Origin of the sequence: Peptoniphilus grossensis, assembly GCF_001940285.1 — a bacterium.
Classification (GTDB): domain Bacteria; phylum Bacillota; class Clostridia; order Tissierellales; family Peptoniphilaceae; genus Peptoniphilus_A; species Peptoniphilus_A faecalis.
Window position 1 is genome coordinate 1,356,944 of record NZ_MJIH01000001.1, and the last position, 17,000, is coordinate 1,373,943.

Below are 17,000 nucleotides of genomic sequence, written 5' to 3' on the forward strand. Positions count from 1 at the left end.
TTTAAATTAAAATATTATATTTAGGAGGATTATTTTTATGAAAAAGAAAATTGTATTATTATTGTTGATCGCAGTATCACTTTCTTTAGTTGCTTGTGGAGGTGACAATAAACCTGAAAATAAGACGGCTAATAGCAAGATAAATGCATCTCAAGAAGTAGAAGGTAATAATGAAACAGAAAAAACAGTTACAGCAGATTTTAAAGCAGAGGAACCGGTGCTATTAACAACCGTAGGACAAAGTGCTGACGTTGAAATGGTAAAGGCTGTACTAGACAATTTAGGAATAAATTATAAAATGAATAACCTTGTAAAAAAAGGTGAAACTGGAGATGCTAAGACATTAATATTAGCAGTTGGTGGATCATCTAAAGGTTTGGGAGCAGCTGGAATTGATGCTAACGCTGAGCTCGAAAGAGTAAGTGGACTTATAGAAGATGCGAAAGCTAACGGAGTAAAAATAATAGCTATGCATATTGGTGGAGAAGCTAGAAGAGGAGAATTATCTGACAAATTTATAACACCAAGTTTTGAAAATGCTGATTATGCTATAGTAGTTTCAGAAGGAGATAAAGATGGCATGATGAAGGGAATTGGAGAATCTAAAAATATTCCTATTGAATTCATAGATTCAATGTCCAAATCTTTAGATTCTTTAAAGGTAATATTCGGCAAATAATTTATAAAAAGTGTATTAAGAAAGGAGGATTTAATGAACTTTTATTTTAGTATAGAACTCCTAATCTTTGTAGTTATGGTTGTAACTTTTGTTGTTGCCGCTATGGCTTTTAAATTACCTATAGGATTAAGTATGGCTGTAGCAGCAATTGCGGGATCATTAGTTGGTGGTTATGGATTTCCTTTAAGACATTTAGTTGAGGGAATGTTTTCTTATGTTGACACTATACTAGTTATTGCGACAGCCATGATATTTATGAAAGTTGTTGAAGAATCAGGAACCCTAGATGCCTTAACTACTGATATTGTTGGAAGATTTCATACTAAACCAGCATTACTCTTAATATTAGTTATGGTAGTCGTAATGTTCCCAGCAATGATAACTGGGTCATCCACAGCAAGTGTATTGTCAGCGGGTTCTATTATGGCACCAGTATTAATGATGATGGGTATACCAGCTATAGAAACAGCGTGTATACTATCCTTTGGCGGTATTTTAGGAATGATAGCCCCACCTGTTAATATTCCAGCGATGATAATTGGTGGTGGAGTAGATATACCTTATGTTGGATTTGAAGCACCTTTAGCAATATTAACATTCCCATTAGCAATTTTATTTGTATTGCATTATGGATATAAATACGCCAAAAACATGGATTATGAAAAAGTTTTACCAAGATTAAATCACGAAATAGGAAAACAATATGGGGTTAAGTTATACTTACCAATTATAATCGCTATAGTTTTAATGGTAATTAATAAAGTCGTAACTGTTATACCAGATTTAGGAATGCCACTTGTATTTATAATAGCATCAATTATTGGATTATTCACAGGAAAAAAAATCAATATTCTTTCGACTGCAAAGGATGCTATTAATAGTGTTTTAAGTGTTTTATCTATTCTTATGGGAGTAGGTATGTTTATTCAAATTATGACATTAACAGGTGTAAGAGGATACATAGTTAGCCTTTGTTTAAGTATGCCACAAGGATGGAGATATTTAGCAATGGCTATATCTATACCATTATTTGGTGCAGTATCATCATTTGGTGCATCTTCTGTTTTGGGAGTTCCATTTTTATTGGCACTAATGTCTAAAAACACAATAATAACAGCGGCTGGTATTTCATTGATTTCTGGACTTGGTGATTTAATGCCACCGACAGCCTTGGCTGGAATATTTGCAGCACAAGTTGTAGGTTTAAAAGATGATTATTTTCCTGTTTTGAAGAAATGTATAATACCATCAATTGTAATTATTGCTTGGGGATTATTAATAATAATATTCTCAAATAAGTTAGCACCAATAATTGGATTATAGGAGGATTAAAAATGATTACTATTATTTATAGAATGCTTGTTTTGATAGTATTTCTCCTTACAATAGCAAATATTTTTACAGAGGATAAATTATCTATCCAAATTGATAAAGCACTTGTTATAATACCGTTAATTCTTCGATTTCTTATGATAAAGTAAGGAGGATGATTTATTAAATGAAAGCTAACAAAATTACAGCAACTATATGTTTAGTCATATCGCTTGCAATTGCTACTATTACAGGAATAAATTTTAAAAAATTATCAACTGTACCTGAAATTACACCAGGAAAAGGAGTTACAGAGGTTCGAAAGCTTTCAGATTACTTTGAAGGTATAAAGGGTTCTGATGGAGACACTCCAATTTATGTTATGAAAGGTAAAGAAGATGGAGGGAAAGTTTTAATATTAGGTGGAACACACCCAAATGAACCAGCTAGTCATTTATCTACAGTTTTGTTTATTCAAAACGTTAAAGTAAAAAAAGGAACGATCTATATTTTGCCATACACAAACAGAAGTGGATTTACTCATAATGATAGTCAAGAAGGCTCCCCACATGACATGCACTTTATTACTAAAGATGGAGAAGAGGTAGTCTATAGATACGGTTCTAGAGCTACAAATCCAATTAATCAATGGCCAGACCCGGATGTTTACATACATGCAACCTCAGGACAAAGATTGTCTGGTTCTGAAATGAGAAATATAAACAGAGCTTATCCAGGGAAAAAGGATGGAACATTCACAGAAAAAGTTGCATTTGCAATAACAGAAATGATAAAAAAAGAAAACATTAATTTAACCTTTGACTTACACGAAGCTTCACCAGAATATCCAGTAATAAACGCAACTGTATCTCACGAAAAAGGGATGAATGTTGCAGCACCAGGTGTAATGGCTTTACAATTAGATGGTATTGATATGTCATTAGAGCCTTCTCCTAAAAATCTTCATGGATTGACGCATAGAGAGTTGGGGGACTTTACTGATACAATACCAATCTTGATGGAAACAGCTAATGCTTCTCAAGGAAGGTTAAGAGGTGCAACAAATGAATATCAAGTATTAACTGGTAAGGATAAATTTTATACAAGAGCAAACGAGCTAAAGATGACTTATGTTCCTTACGACGATAAAGGTCATCCGATTGAAGAAAGAGTTGGAAGACACTTACAAGGAATAATAGAGTATACTAAGTCATACAATAAAAACTATCCAGAAAAAATGGTAGAATTTGATAATTGCCCTACTTATAAAGAACTTTTTGCTGATATAGACGAAAAAGATTTAGGAGGAAAGAATCTCGGTAGATTTATGATTAAATAGAAAGCCATAAAGTAGAAAATAGTATTTAGAAAGGGATAAATAATGAATAGTAAGATTTTTAAAAAGATTATTTGTATAATATTAGTATTTTCACTTATTATTCCTTTAGTAAGTTGCGGAAATAGTGATACAAAACAAGCTAATGAAGGTAATCAAAAAAATGAAGCTAGTAAAAATGTAGAAGTTGATAAAAAGTATTCATCACTAGATGACTTTCAATTATGGGATAAAGATGGAAATTTAACTACAACTGGTAGAGATGACACGGGTAAAAATGCAATCATTTCTTCGGGAAAATATGAAGCTTCAAAAATAGGTAGAGAAATCATTAAAAATGGTGGAAATGCCGTAGATGCAGCTGTTGCAGTAGGATTTGCACTAGGGTTAACGGAACCAAATGCTTGTGGACCTGGTGGTGGTGGATTTATGCTAATTAAGTCTAGTGATCCAAATAAAAAACCTCTATTTATCAATTTTAGGGAAAAAGCACCATCACACGCTAGTCCTGATATGTGGCAAACTGTAAAAGTTAAAGATGATAAAGGAAATGAAATAGAGAAAGTTATTGGAGATCAAAAAAATGTAGGTGGTAAAGCTTCTGGAATCCCTGGAACAGTTGCAGGTTTAACTTATGCTTTGGAAAATTATGGAACAATGTCTTTAGAAGAAGTATTGAAGCCAACTATTGAATTAGCAAGGAAGGGATATACAGTTACCACATCCTTATCCAAACATATAAATGAGGAGTATGGTCTTCTTAGTAAATATCCTGAAGCAGCATCTATTTATTTAAAAGATGACAATGGAATAAAAGTTCCATATGAAGCTGGAGATGTTATTCAAAATGAAGGATATGCAAAACTTTTGGAAGTAATTGCTAAAGAAGGCAAAAAGGGATTTTATGAAGGAGAAGTTGCAAACACTATAGTAGAGACTATTAATAAATATGGTGGTATATTTACAATGGAGGATATGAAAAACTATGAGGTTGAGACAATGGAACCTATTCATTTCAATTACAGAGGGTATGACATATACTCATCACCATTACCATCTTCAGGTGGAACTATAGTAGCAGAAGTATTAAATATTGTTGAGCAATTCAATCTTAAAGATGTTGAATTTGACTCCCCAGAGAGACTTCACATATTTGCAGATGCATTTTCTTTAGCATATGCAGACAGAGGAAAATACATGGGAGATACAAAATTCGTAAAAGTACCTGTAAAAGGATTAGTTAGTAAAGATTATGCAGCAAAACAAGCGGCAAAGATTAAAGATAAAGCTATAAATAATCCTTTGCCAGATGATCCATGGATGTTTGAACATGAGGATACTACACACTTCTCAGTAGCAGATAAAGAAGGAAATATGGTAGCAACTACTTTTACAATAAATAGTTTCTTCGGATGTAAAGTTGCAGTACCAGGATACGGAATATTAATGAACAATGAAATGGATGATTTTGATGTAGGAGCAAATCACCCAAATTCAATTGCAGGAGGTAAAACTCCGTTATCTTCTATGTCACCTGCATTATTATTCAAAGATGGAAAGCCATTTGCAGCAGTGGGTACACCTGGTGGAACAACTATAATTTCTACAATTGCACAGATTATTTCAAATTTAATAGATTATAATATGTCTATGCAAGAAGCCGTAGATGCACCTCGTATTAAAGGATTTAAAGAAGCAACTATTCAATACGAAAATAGATTTAGTGAAAAAACGATAAAGGCACTTACAGATATGGGCCATATTTGTAAACCAAGTGATGATTTTGATATGAGTTTTGGATCTGTAAATGCAGTAAAGTATGAAAATGGTATTTTACAAGGAGCAGGAGATCCAAGAAGAGATGGTAAGGCACTTGGTTATTAATAAAATTAAATTAAAAACCAATATCTATTTTAAAATAATGTCTTTTTAAATTATAGAAAGAAGAATTATTTAAATTAAATTTTATAGTTAAAAATGGAAATGTTTAATTTAAATAAAAATAAATACTCATATATTTATTATTATGAAAGAGTCTACATTTAATTTATTCATAAAAAGTTAATGGATTAGAGGGCTCACTATTTTAAGCACGAGATTAAATCTCAAAAAGGAGTTTATAATGAAAAGATTTAATTATAAAAAAAGAATATTACTAATATTGCTTTCAATGATATTAGCTTTTTCAAATGTTGGATGTTCAAATAAATCTAATAATACAACTAAAGAAGTTAAAGCTACAACAGAAAGTAGTCAAGTTGAAAATCAAAGAAACTCAATTGACAAAGAAGTCTTAAAAAATTATAAGTATGGAGATTGGATTTCTTTTAATGAAGACGGAACTTTTAAAAAAGATGATAGAGGCGCTACTGGTAAAAACGGAGTTATATCTTCTCAAAGATATGAAGCATCTAAAATAGGAACCTCAATTATGGAAAAAGGGGGAAATGCAATAGATGCTGCAGTTGCTACTGCATTTGCACTTGGAGTATGTGAACCAAATGCGTCAGGACTTGGCGGTGGTGGATTTGCTATAATAAGAGAAGGAAAAACTGGAGAAATAAAATTTATAGATTTTAGAGAAGTAGCTCCTTCAGCAGCTTCAGAAGATATGTTTCCTATAGATAAAGATGGAAAGGTAATTGATGAATCGAAAATTCACGGCGGAAAAGCTGTAGCTGTTCCAGGAGAAGTTAAAGGTTTATTATATATTCTTGAAAAGTATGGAACTATGGACAGGAAAGATGTTATGCAACCAGCTATAGAATTGGCAGAAAATGGATTTTTAGTAACACCAAAAGCTGAAGTTGCTTTTGCAGATGCTTATAAACTAATGAAAGATTACCCTGAGTTTGGAAAAATTTACACTAAAGACAATTTACCTGTTGAAAGAAATAATATTGTAAAAAATCCAGACTTGGCAAATACTTTAAAGATTATAGCTGAAAAGGGAGAGGATGGATTTTATAAGGGAGAAGTTGCAGAATCAATAGTAAATTCAGTAAAAAAATATGATGGAATTATTACATTAGAAGACTTAGCAAATTATAATATTCATGAAATGGAACCTGTAGCAGGAACTTACCATGGATATAAAATATTATCCTCACCAACACCTTCATCTGGTGGAACACATCTAATTCAAATTTTAAATATTCTTGAAAATTATGATATGACTAAATATAAGTTATATGATTCTAATTATATGCATTTACTTAGCGAAACATTTAAGATGGTTTATGCAGATAGAGCAAAATATATGGGAGACCCAAATTATGTAAAAGTTCCAATTAAGGGACTTATGAGTAAAGAATATGCTAAAAAGCTAGCATCAAAAATTGACATGAATGAATGTAAAAATTGGGATGCTGACGATCCTTGGAAATACGAAGGGGATGATACTTCTCATATTAGTTCTGCAGATAAAGATGGAAATATGATTGGAATCACGAAGTCAATAAATTATTACTTTGGAAGTGGAGTAGTTCCTGAAGGAAGAGGATTTATCTTAAACAACCACATGGATGATTTTTCTCCAGTTCCCGGAGAGCCAAATTCAGTTCAGCCTAATAAAAAGCCATTGTCTTCAATGTCACCAACTATAATTTTAAGAGAAGACAATAGCCCATATATGGTATTAGGAGCACCCGGAGGTTCATCAATATTTGCACAGCTTTCACAAGTTATTTCTCACGTAATAGATAATAAAATGGATCTTCAAGATGCAATAAACTTACCTAGAATATTAGATAATATTGACAATAAAGTACAATATATGGAGGATGTAAATCAAGAAGAACTAGATAAGTTAAAAGCTCTTGGACATGAAATAACTAAGGAAGAGGGAGCATTTGGTTTCGTTCAAGCTGTGGAATATCTTGAAGATGGAACTATAAATGGTGGAGCAGATCCATATTCTGATGCTAAAGCAGTTGGGTATTAAAAAGATTTTAATAAATTAATTTAAACAAATATAAAAAGCGATTTCTAATTTCAAACTAAACCCCAAAATCCGCAATAGAGGTGAGGGGTTTTTCAATGTCAAAATATACAAAAGAATTTAAAATAAAAGCAAGTTTCAAATATTTGTTATGGAAATCATTTGAATATAAAATTTTGGTAAAAAATATAATATTCTAAAGACATATTGTTTGATCAAATGAATAAATATATCAGGTGGTTTTAAAAAATTATAAAAGACAACAAACTTCTTAAGATAAAAACAATTCATGGAAAAAGTTACAAATTTTATTACTAGAACAGGAAACAAGATAAATACAAACATATTAATGGTATAATAAGGATAGAATTAAGGAAGAAATTAAAAGGAATGCACCTTACAATGCACCAAGATACATTCCATTTAAAATATTACTAGAATAATCCAAATTTGCGGGTTTGGTTCATTTAGAAATCTACTTTTTTATATTCTTTTAAAATATAAAATTTTTTAGGTCTACCTATTTTTCCAAAAACATTTTTTACAATAACAATGTCATTATCGGTTAGAAATTGCAAATATCTATATGTACTCTGAAGAGAAAGTCCAGATTCATTAGAAAGATAATCAACTGTGATAAATTTTTTGTTCTGATAAAGTATAGTAAGGACTTTTTTTAGTGTACTTTCACTTATTCCCTTATCCAAAGGATACAAATTTCTTACTTTACTTTTTGAATTATTATAATTTAATTTATTAATTTCAAGTAATTTTAAATGAACATTGATTCTTGATATTAAATCAGGAGCTTTAATTGGTTTTATAGCAAAATCATTAGCTCCAATGCTCAAACATTTATTTGCAACATTTTGATTGTCATCTACTGTCAACATTATAATAGGAACGTCTTTGTCTATTTTTCTAATTTCTTCTATACCAACAATTCCACTCTTAAAAGGCATTCTATAGTCAAGTAAAATTAAAGTTGGTTTGTATTTAATTAAGCTTTTTATTCCATCGTCAACATTATACGCTACTATGGATTTCCAGCCTTGACTTTTAATAATAGCTGATATACCAAAGCAAATTGACTTATCATCATCTATAGATAATATTGTTATTTCATTTTTCATAATTATTTACTTCCATCAAAAAAATTGTAAACACGGTACCAATATTTGGACAACTATTGACTACAATACTTCCAGAGTTTGATTCTATGGTATTTTTTACAAAAGGAAGTCCAAGTCCAGTGGTATTTTTAGTAGTATATCCTGATTTCCAAATCAAATCTAAATTACTTTTTTCTATTCCAACTCCATTGTCAATAATTTTAAACCTAATATAATTAGATTTATCTTTTTCTATAGAATCGATAACTATTTTGACTTTGCCATTTTCTGTATCTTTAATAGCGTAGTTAGCATTTTCTAGTAGATTTATTATAGATCGCACAAAAAAAACGGAGTTAATTTTTATAAATTTATTTGGACAATTATCTAAAATAATAATTTTATCATAATAGTCGTAAATAGAAATATTAGATGAAATCTTATGTACTATTTCATTTATTGAGATTATTGAAGTTTTATCAATATATAAAGTTTGAGAAATCATTTTGCTCATACTATCCAATGAGTTTTCTACCTCATCTAGATAAATGTAATCATTTTTTCTATCATCTGAAGTGCAATTTAATTTTACTAAACTAACTAAAGCTTGAGCTGCAGCCAATGGACTATTTAAATCATGGACTAGATGTCTAGATTCTAGATAATTTCGATTTTCTAGTTCCTGTAATTGTGATTTATTTTTAATCATTAAATTTTGTTCTCTTAATAGATTCATATATTTTAAATTATTTTCAGAATTTATTAATGATAAAAGCAATAGTTCTAAAGTAAAAAGCAATATGAAAATATAAGTAGCACAAATATTAATAAAATTGTCTAGTTCTAAAAAATGAGATACTAATTTTATTTCTTGGGATATTTCTCCTTTTCCAATAGGAAACTTACTTAATATTGGCATAATATCCAATATTTGAATAGTAAAGATGACTAAAATTATTAAAATTATTTTTTTGAAATTGCTTACATAGTTATAGCTTTTGCTTCCTAAAAATCCAATAATAAATATTAAAGTTAGAGCTGGTATGCCCAAGTGATATTTTATATGATGTATGACATAAATCAAAAAATAGATCGTTGGAATAATTAAACAAATTGTAAAAATTTTAATATATTTTAAAATTTTTATGTTTTTTTCAGTTGACAATGACTCTCCTATAAAAAAAGCACCTAGATAATGCGGCAGAGCTCTCAAACTATTTAATATTACTAAACAAGTTGCAGCATTAATTAGCAAAAAATCATTTTTATATATGATAGAATCATAAGTTTTATCAAGTATTTTAAAAGTTTCTACTTTAAGAAAAAAAGGCAAAATTAAACTAATAAAAATTAACAAGACTCCTATAGTGAATTTAATTTTATTATCAATTTTTATGTATTTTTTCATTACAGCTCCTTAATTTGAAAAAATAAATTAAATATACAGTTGAAAGAATTATTACGGAAATAATTGCAAAAGAATTGTATGAATATTTGTAATAAATGCTAGATTTACCAGTAGACTCCCAAGTCCAAGGGTCATAAGGCATTCCATAATCTGACATTAATTTTTTTATATTAATAAAAGAAATTGTAGTTATATTTTTATTTAAATAATAATTTATTAGTCCTTTATTTTTACTAAAAGGATCTAAATTTTTAGGTTTTTTTAAAATTCCTTCTTTTAGAACAATTTCAGATCCGTCATTATCGCCAAAACTGAAATTACCACCTATAGTTATAAAAGCTGAAGGATTTCCATTAGAATTTAATACTTCAATTTTCTTAAGTACATTTTCATTAAAATTGTCATTTATGTATATATTTAATTTTCTATCTTTATAATTTTCAATAACCTTATTTTTAATAGTATCTGGAATATCATAAGCGACATCATCGTAACCACCTAATGTAACAAGAGAAGAATTTTCTTTTATGTATCCATCATTAAATAAATTATCTATTATATCAGGGAAAGTGAGTTGTGGTTGGTTGCTACCATAAGTTGATGCCCCCATGCTTGATATAATTGTTATATCTAAATTCATAGCTTCTGAAGCAGCTATACAAGCTAGGTTTAATCCGGTAAAAGATCCAGTCAAAGCTATACTTACTTTATCTCCACTTTTTAAATTAGCATCATTAAAAATTTTGACAACTAAAGCAGCAATATCCGGATTAGTTACTGTACGCTTGGCTTCTAAATTACCCAAAGTAGTTGTAAATTCATTGTAAGGACTTCCCAGTAATCCTGTTTTATAAAAATCATAATCATATATTTCCAAACCATTTTTGATTTTATAACCTTTAACAGCTTTGGAATATTTTTTCATGTTATTGGCAGCTAGGATTTGAGTATCGTAATAATCATTTTTTTCACAAGTTTTAGTCGAATTAATTATTAGCATAGATATTATTAAAAATATAATTATATATACTAATTTTTTAATTTTATAAGTATACAAATAACCACTCCTTATGATATTGGAATTGAGAATAGCATTATAATTAATGCTATTATTATGACAACAAAAGCTAATGACAAAACAGATATTATAAACCCTTGTCGTTCTATTTGATTAGCTATTATTCCGGGAATTATCGTGCCTATAATGCCTGGGTTATTTGGTATTATATTTAATTTCATAATTATATAGTTAATTAAAAAAGTTGTAAGTATCATTAAAGCAAATCTTCTTCGTCCATAAATAATACAAATTTTTGAAAGTATTTTTACTACAAATAAAGTGAGAAGTATAATTAAGAAGGTATATATTAATTTTTTAGGATTATTTAAATTTATAGCAATATAACCAGGAACTATAATCCCACAGGGTATTATTCCAGTTAGATCACTAAAAATCAAACTTATAGCAATGCCAATTAATATTATATTATCGTGCAATTAAATCGCCTCTTTTTCTTATAAAGTCAATTATTTCATTTCCATTATTTCCAATATTACCTATAGCATAAATAAAATTATCTTCATCAATTTCTAATGGTAAATCTTGGATTTTATTAATTATTTTGATGAAATTACAATTTATTTTGGATTTAAGAATATAAGTGTGACTTCCCATTAAGTAGACTGCCTTAGGTTTTACTTTGTTTGCAAAATTTATCATTTGCATTGATCGGTAGCCTCTATCAAATCTATTATTAATCAGCAATATCAAATTCTTTTGATGGAGATTATACTTAGTGCATAAGTTATTGTAAGTAATATTTATTGATGAAATATCATTTATTGATAAACCGTTAATAAAAATACCACCATTTTTTAATTTATATAAAGATAAGTCATAGGGATCATGTTTGTAAACTTTCATTCCATTTAAAGAGTCTTCAAGATTCACGCCGATATATGAGCACACATCCAGAGCTATTGCATAATTATCAGGAAACGTAAAACTCTTTGTAGATTCATCTGGAACAGATAAAAAAGTTTTAGTATTTAATTTTAAGGATTCTTTTTGAATACAATCAAAAAAGTCTTCATCAGATGTAAAACAAACGCCATTTTTTGGAATAGTATTGCATAGACTATGGCATATTTCAGTTAAAGAATCACCCATAACATCAGTGTGGTCAAGTCGAACATTAGTAATAACGCCTATATTTGATTTCACCATCTTATTTTGTGAGATAAATTGAAGTTCAGGATCCACAGCCATGCATTCTAAAACAAGAATGTCAGCATTTTGTTTATATGCCAATTTCATTATTTTCATCTGCTCTTTTATATTAGCTTTTCCAAATCTTCTTATAGGAATTTCATTATTATTTACATCAATATACATAGGGATGGTTCCTGTAGTCTTTGAAAAAATTTTATAGTTAGAGCTTCTCAAACCTGAATCAATTAGTCTTGTAGTAGATGATTTGCCACGAGTTCCGTTAACATAGATTATGTATTTAAAAGATTTTGAGATCTTATTAATATAATAATTTTCAAAAATTAAATAAATTATTATATTACACCAAAGTATTAATATTATTATTTCCATAAATCCCCTCTTTAAGAATTATAACATATAAAATATGTTTTGATGATTATATAAGAGATAAAAAATTTTAATAAAATTTACATTCTTTCTATATTTGCGATTTCTCTTTGGATAAAACGACCGGCAACATTTGCGATTTCTTTTACACTTTTTATTTTTATAAAATTTCTATCAAATAAATATTTTGCATTGTCTATTTTGTCGCTATTTAATATTGCTGAGGTGTGGATGCCTATTTTTCTAAGTTTTTCTAATTCTTTTTTTGCATCATCGAGAGATACTTTATCAGAATATTTTTTTGAACCAAAAAAGTTTTTACTAATCATAGGCTTTATGTCTCGTGGGAAGGCATCTGTGAGGACGATCATCATGTGATTTTTATTTTCTTCATCTACTAAATTAAGGTATCCACGATAAAAAAGTCCGTCACGATTCCAGCCCTGTGTTCTGTATTTAAAAATTTTTTCAAAGTCAGACTTTTCTTCATAGTTTTTTAAGATTGTGATAATGGTGTAGTCGCCAACAGTTTCGTAGGAAATCACACGGTTAAGTATTTTGTTATTTTCAAGGGACTTAGATACAATGTATGCTTCTATGGCAATGTCGCTTTCTATGTCCATTAAAGATGCAGAGGCATCGAGGACTAAGTCCACCTTGAGGTTAGAATGTAGATTTAAAAATTTTTTTGAAAAGATATTTACATTGTCAGAGATCATTGACTTGTAAGCAAGCTTTGAAATTAATTTACCACTATTTGTTACTACTTCTTCTGTACTGAGATGATTTGAAAGTGACATTCTAATTTTTTTGGAAAGACTTTTTATTTGTGTGTTATAAAAATTTTTATTTTCTCTAAACTTTAATAGGTGTCTATTTATTGCATCGTCATTAAAATTTTCTTCGCTAATATTTTTGTGATTTAGACCTCTTGTATAGTGAAGTTTTGATTTTTTATGTGCACCATATAAATATTTTTCTTCAATTATTTTCATTTCATCTTCGGAATAGATTGATTTTCCAAAAGTATCCTCAATGTATTTGTATTTTTCCCTTCTGCGTTTTGCGGCAAAGGAGTACAAAAAACTTGTTATATTTTTGGTTTTTTTATTTTTGAAATCACCAAATATTGTGGGCTTGTTAGATCTTTCGAGGTTTACAAAGCCGATATTATCAAAAAGTTTAATATTTTTTAGTGGAGAAAATTTTAAAATTTCATTTTTTTTGTAATTTAGATTTTCGATAAAGATGTTTAAGATTCTTTCTTCGAAATTATTTTTATCTGTGTCGCTATCTAATTTTAAATTTTCAAAAATTTTTTCTCTTTTGTAGCTTAATTCATACTTTCTCCCCAATATAGAATTTGTCTTTTTAAGCTGCATATCAAAAAATAAGTTTTCTTTAAGTGCTAAATTTTTCCTTTGCAAGTCGTATTTGTCTTCTAAAAATTTTTTTGCGTAATTTTTGCGTAGAGTTTTCAAAACTTTTCGAGAATTGACTTCTTTTTTGTAGACAAAATCTTCTAATAGAAAAATTGCGAACATATCAAATTTATTTCGGTAGAGATTGTACTCCCAATTTGAAAACAATCTTTCGAGATTATGGCTGCCAAAATATTTTGAAGCGAGGCCAATAATTAAATTTATATAAAAATCTGGATTGCCAGAGAGGTCTTCGCCTGTTATAAAGGGCTCACTTGCATAGTCCATGGATCCATTCCAAATGATATTTTTTATTCTATTTTCTTGAAGTCTTGAATTTTTCTTTAACATAATTATTCTACAAAAATATCTTTAAAAAACAAGTTCTCATCAAACCTAGTCTTTATCAAGTCCTTTAAAATTTCTTCTTCATAAGTATCGAAAAGCTTATTTGCAATAGTTAGCTCTAATGCTGAATTTAAGCTAAGGTCTTCTTTTACAAGGTCAATTGCATCAAAGATCCCCCTAAGGTCGGGTGCGTTTCTGGAAATTTCTCCTGCCTCTGCTTTTAATTTCAAATCGTAAAAGAAAAAGGCAATATTACCCACGTGTTCATTCTTCATATTTGGATATTCCTTTTTTATAAGATCTACAAGTCTTTCACGAGAGATCAGTGGCATTTTTATGATTACAAAACGAGAGAGAAGTGCCTCGTTTAATTCTCTTGTTCCTTCGTAGCCATAGTTCATAGTTGCAATAAATCTAGTGGCAGGATGAAGCTTAATCAAGTCGTAACCAGGTATGTCAATTATTCTTCTGTAATCTAAGATAGAGTGTAGTACAGCCATAGCTTCATTTTTTGCCATATTAATTTCATCTAAAACTACAAAACCGCCACAATTTGCTGCCTTAGTAATTGGTCCTTTGCGAAAGAGAACATTGCCATTTTTCAATGTGTCGTCGCCAATTAAGACAGAGCTATCAATATTTATGTGAAAGGACAAGTTCCAAAGAGGTCTTTTGAAGATGTAAGCGAGATTTTCTGCCAAAACATTTTTGCCAGTTGATTTGTCGCCAACTAATAAAATGTTTTTGCCGGCTAAAATTGCAGAGATTGCTTCCTTTAAAATTTCATCTCCAGAATAAAAGAAGTGAGGCTTGGGTATTCTATTTGTATATTTTTCATCTAATTCATAATTTTTTATAAAATCTTCAATTTTATTTTTCATTTTATCACTGCTCTATGGAATTTATTTCATTTGCAATATATAGTTTTTTAAAGTTTCCTAGCCCTATTGCAGATATAATTATCTCTTGGTCTTCTTTTTCTTCAAAATAAAGCTCAATAGTTGGATTATAATAAATAGATATATTAGACACTTCTGTTTTTTTATATCTACTTGTATCATCATCCTTTGTACTTATATTAAAATCATAAGTAGCCACAGAGCAACAAGATGCCTTTACATCAATATCTGGATTTATAAAAATTTTATTGATATTTTTCTTTTTAAGATATGCTAAAGCCTTATCCTTTAATATAAAATTCATAAAAACCTCCTAAATAAAAAAAGGTGGCATCCAACCACCCTTTTAATAAGCAATTAATCTAAAATTATAGATTCGATTCTAGTTTTATTTTTCTTGCCAATTTTTACTATAAAGAATGCATATAGTACTGCAATGACAGCAGCTGCAGGGTATGCAATTGAGAATGGCATTCCAAGTCCAAGGCCTTTTATGTTTATAATAAATGAGAATACTACAAATACATAGAAAATACCTGGAATTAAAGTAATAATATAGTTTTTGTTATTGTTAATTAAATAAATAGTAGCTACTGCAAGTGCGAAGGTTGCTACAAATTGGTTTGTAAAACCAAAGTATCTCCAAAGCATGTTAAATCCATTAGGATTTGATTTTGCAAAGAATAAAATTGCAATTGCTGGAATAAATAGAGCGGCAGAAAGAGCAGCTCTCTTTGATGGAGATTTTTGATCAATATTCAATTCTTCAGAGATGATAAGTCTAAGAGATCTAAAGGCAGTATCACCAGAAGTGATAGGAAGTGCAATAACACCAAGAACTGCAAGAAGTCCACCAACATTTCCCATGAAGTATTTAGAAATTTTACCAACCATAAGAGTTCCAGCTGTATCAAGTGGAGCTTGTCCAGAAGAGAAGATAACCATTGCGCCAGCTGCCCAAACCATTGCGATGAAGCCTTCAGCGATCATAGTTGAGTAGAAAGTTACTTTAGCTTCAGATTCAGCTTTAATAGTTCTAGAAATAAGTGTTACTTGAGAACCGTGGAATCCAGATAGAATACCACAGGCAACAGTGATAAAGAATGATGGAATAAATTTTTGTCCAAGAGGGTGTTCTGCAAGAAGTCCAGCATTAGCGAAAGATAAGTCTCCAGATCCCTTGACAAAGATTCCAATAAACACTCCAATAGCAGAGATAATTAGAAAAGCACCAAAAATTGGATAAATTCTACCTATTAACTTATCAATAGGAAGTACAGTTGAAAGAATGTAGTAAATAAAAATTACTGCATAAATGATCCAAATAGCCTTTGAATCAACACCAATTTTAAGAACATCATTTGCGATTAAGTCCCCAGGAGTGTAGACAAAAACTACACCAGTTAGAAGAAGTAAGATTGCAATAACAATATTGTAGAATTTACGAACTCCATCGCCAATGTATTTACCAACTAGCTTTGGTACTTGAGATCCGCCGTTTCTCATTGAAATAAATCCAGTCATGTAATCATGAACTGCACCTGCGAAAACGCAACCAATAGGAATTGCTAGAAAAGCAATAGGTCCAAAAAGAATTCCTTGAATAGGTCCAAGTATTGGTCCGGTGCCTGCAATATTAAGTAGATTGATGAGCCAGTTTTTCTTTTCGCTCATTACTACATAGTCAACTCCATCTGCCTTTTTGACAGCAGGAGTTTCTCTGTCATCTGGCGCCAATTGACTTTCTACATATTTAGAGTAGAAAAATCCGCCGCCAATTAAAATTATAAGCCCAATAATAAATAATAACATAATATCCTCCTTTACATATATTGCTTATATATAAATTATAGAACAAATACTTTATAAATACAATATATAACGATTAAGAATTTCAACCTGTATAAATCGTTTGCGTATCTTCTAAATATAGCGATTTTCCCAAAA

General features: G+C 29.6%; 14 protein-coding genes. 5 read left to right on the top strand and 9 right to left on the bottom strand.

Annotated elements, in window-relative coordinates:
- Positions 1-37 precede the first annotated feature (37 nt).
- The 5 genes from BIV18_RS06555 (at position 38) to ggt (BIV18_RS06575) (ending at position 7,269) form a co-directional block, all read left to right on the top strand.
- Positions 38-679 (top strand): DUF6305 family protein, encoded by a 642-nt coding sequence (locus BIV18_RS06555; protein ID WP_075659841.1) that lies wholly within the window; start codon positions 38-40, stop codon positions 677-679.
- A 33-nt stretch (positions 680-712) separates the two neighbouring features.
- The gene (locus BIV18_RS06560) at positions 713-2,002 is read left to right on the top strand and encodes a TRAP transporter large permease subunit (protein ID WP_075659842.1); all 1,290 of its coding nucleotides are present in this window, start codon (positions 713-715) and stop codon (positions 2,000-2,002) included.
- A 175-nt stretch (positions 2,003-2,177) separates the two neighbouring features.
- Positions 2,178-3,329: a M14 family metallopeptidase gene (locus BIV18_RS06565; protein ID WP_075659843.1), complete on the top strand. Its 1,152-nt coding sequence runs from the start codon at positions 2,178-2,180 to the stop codon at positions 3,327-3,329.
- A gap of 42 nt (positions 3,330-3,371) precedes the next feature.
- Entirely contained in the window at positions 3,372-5,210 is a 1,839-nt protein-coding gene (gene ggt, locus BIV18_RS06570) for a gamma-glutamyltransferase (protein ID WP_075659844.1), read from the top strand.
- Between the two features lie 238 nt (positions 5,211-5,448).
- On the top strand, positions 5,449-7,269 hold the full coding sequence (ggt, locus tag BIV18_RS06575) for a gamma-glutamyltransferase (protein ID WP_075659845.1): 1,821 nt from the start codon (positions 5,449-5,451) through the stop codon (positions 7,267-7,269).
- 464 nt (positions 7,270-7,733) lie between these two features.
- On the opposite strand, the gene BIV18_RS06580 is transcribed toward ggt (BIV18_RS06575), so the two are convergent.
- The 9 genes from BIV18_RS06580 to BIV18_RS06620 all read right to left on the bottom strand — a co-directional run bounded on the left by BIV18_RS06580 (position 7,734) and on the right by BIV18_RS06620 (position 16,865).
- The gene (locus BIV18_RS06580; protein WP_075659846.1) at positions 7,734-8,399 is read right to left on the bottom strand and encodes a response regulator; all 666 of its coding nucleotides are present in this window, start codon (positions 8,397-8,399) and stop codon (positions 7,734-7,736) included.
- Positions 8,389-9,786, bottom strand: a complete 1,398-nt coding sequence (locus BIV18_RS06585) for a sensor histidine kinase (protein ID WP_075659847.1) — start codon at positions 9,784-9,786, stop codon at positions 8,389-8,391. Before BIV18_RS06585 ends, BIV18_RS06580 begins: the two co-directional genes overlap by 11 nt.
- A complete protein-coding gene (gene pgsW, locus BIV18_RS06590; RefSeq protein ID WP_075659848.1) occupies positions 9,764-10,843 on the bottom strand; it encodes a poly-gamma-glutamate system protein in 1,080 nt (359 codons plus the stop codon). The genes BIV18_RS06585 and pgsW overlap by 23 nt, the downstream gene beginning before the upstream one ends.
- Positions 10,844-10,854: 11 nt before the next feature.
- Positions 10,855-11,283 (bottom strand): poly-gamma-glutamate biosynthesis protein PgsC, encoded by a 429-nt coding sequence (pgsC, locus tag BIV18_RS06595; RefSeq protein ID WP_075659849.1) that lies wholly within the window; start codon positions 11,281-11,283, stop codon positions 10,855-10,857.
- A complete protein-coding gene (gene pgsB / locus BIV18_RS06600; RefSeq protein ID WP_075659850.1) occupies positions 11,273-12,388 on the bottom strand; it encodes a poly-gamma-glutamate synthase PgsB in 1,116 nt (371 codons plus the stop codon). The genes pgsC and pgsB overlap by 11 nt, the downstream gene beginning before the upstream one ends.
- Before the next feature lie 77 nt (positions 12,389-12,465).
- Positions 12,466-14,157 (bottom strand): vWA domain-containing protein, encoded by a 1,692-nt coding sequence (locus BIV18_RS06605; RefSeq protein WP_075659851.1) that lies wholly within the window; start codon positions 14,155-14,157, stop codon positions 12,466-12,468.
- 2 nt (positions 14,158-14,159) lie between these two features.
- Entirely contained in the window at positions 14,160-15,035 is an 876-nt protein-coding gene (locus BIV18_RS06610) for an AAA family ATPase (RefSeq protein WP_075659852.1), read from the bottom strand.
- A 4-nt stretch (positions 15,036-15,039) separates the two neighbouring features.
- Positions 15,040-15,357, bottom strand: coding sequence for a CC/Se motif containing family (locus BIV18_RS06615; protein ID WP_075659853.1), 318 nt, complete (start codon positions 15,355-15,357; stop codon positions 15,040-15,042).
- Positions 15,358-15,410: 53 nt separating this feature from the next.
- Positions 15,411-16,865: a carbon starvation CstA family protein gene (locus BIV18_RS06620; protein WP_075659854.1), complete on the bottom strand. Its 1,455-nt coding sequence runs from the start codon at positions 16,863-16,865 to the stop codon at positions 15,411-15,413.
- Positions 16,866-17,000: the final 135 nt, after the last annotated feature.

Excerpts from the sequence above, each read along its gene's own strand:
- BIV18_RS06620 (WP_075659854.1), bottom strand. The coding sequence starts at position 16,865 with ATGTTATTATTTATTATTGGGCTTATAATTTTAATTGGCGGCGGATTT.
- BIV18_RS06610 (WP_075659852.1), bottom strand. The coding sequence starts at position 15,035 with ATGAAAAATAAAATTGAAGATTTTATAAAAAATTATGAATTAGATGAA.
- pgsB (WP_075659850.1), bottom strand. The coding sequence starts at position 12,388 with ATGGAAATAATAATATTAATACTTTGGTGTAATATAATAATTTATTTA.
- BIV18_RS06580 (WP_075659846.1), bottom strand. The coding sequence starts at position 8,399 with ATGAAAAATGAAATAACAATATTATCTATAGATGATGATAAGTCAATT.
- BIV18_RS06605 (WP_075659851.1), bottom strand. The coding sequence starts at position 14,157 with ATGTTAAAGAAAAATTCAAGACTTCAAGAAAATAGAATAAAAAATATC.
- BIV18_RS06585 (WP_075659847.1), bottom strand. The coding sequence starts at position 9,786 with ATGAAAAAATACATAAAAATTGATAATAAAATTAAATTCACTATAGGA.
- ggt (WP_075659844.1), top strand. The coding sequence starts at position 3,372 with ATGAATAGTAAGATTTTTAAAAAGATTATTTGTATAATATTAGTATTT.
- BIV18_RS06565 (WP_075659843.1), top strand. The coding sequence starts at position 2,178 with ATGAAAGCTAACAAAATTACAGCAACTATATGTTTAGTCATATCGCTT.
- BIV18_RS06555 (WP_075659841.1), top strand. The coding sequence starts at position 38 with ATGAAAAAGAAAATTGTATTATTATTGTTGATCGCAGTATCACTTTCT.
- ggt (WP_075659845.1), top strand. The coding sequence starts at position 5,449 with ATGAAAAGATTTAATTATAAAAAAAGAATATTACTAATATTGCTTTCA.
- BIV18_RS06560 (WP_075659842.1), top strand. The coding sequence starts at position 713 with ATGAACTTTTATTTTAGTATAGAACTCCTAATCTTTGTAGTTATGGTT.
- BIV18_RS06615 (WP_075659853.1), bottom strand. The coding sequence starts at position 15,357 with ATGAATTTTATATTAAAGGATAAGGCTTTAGCATATCTTAAAAAGAAA.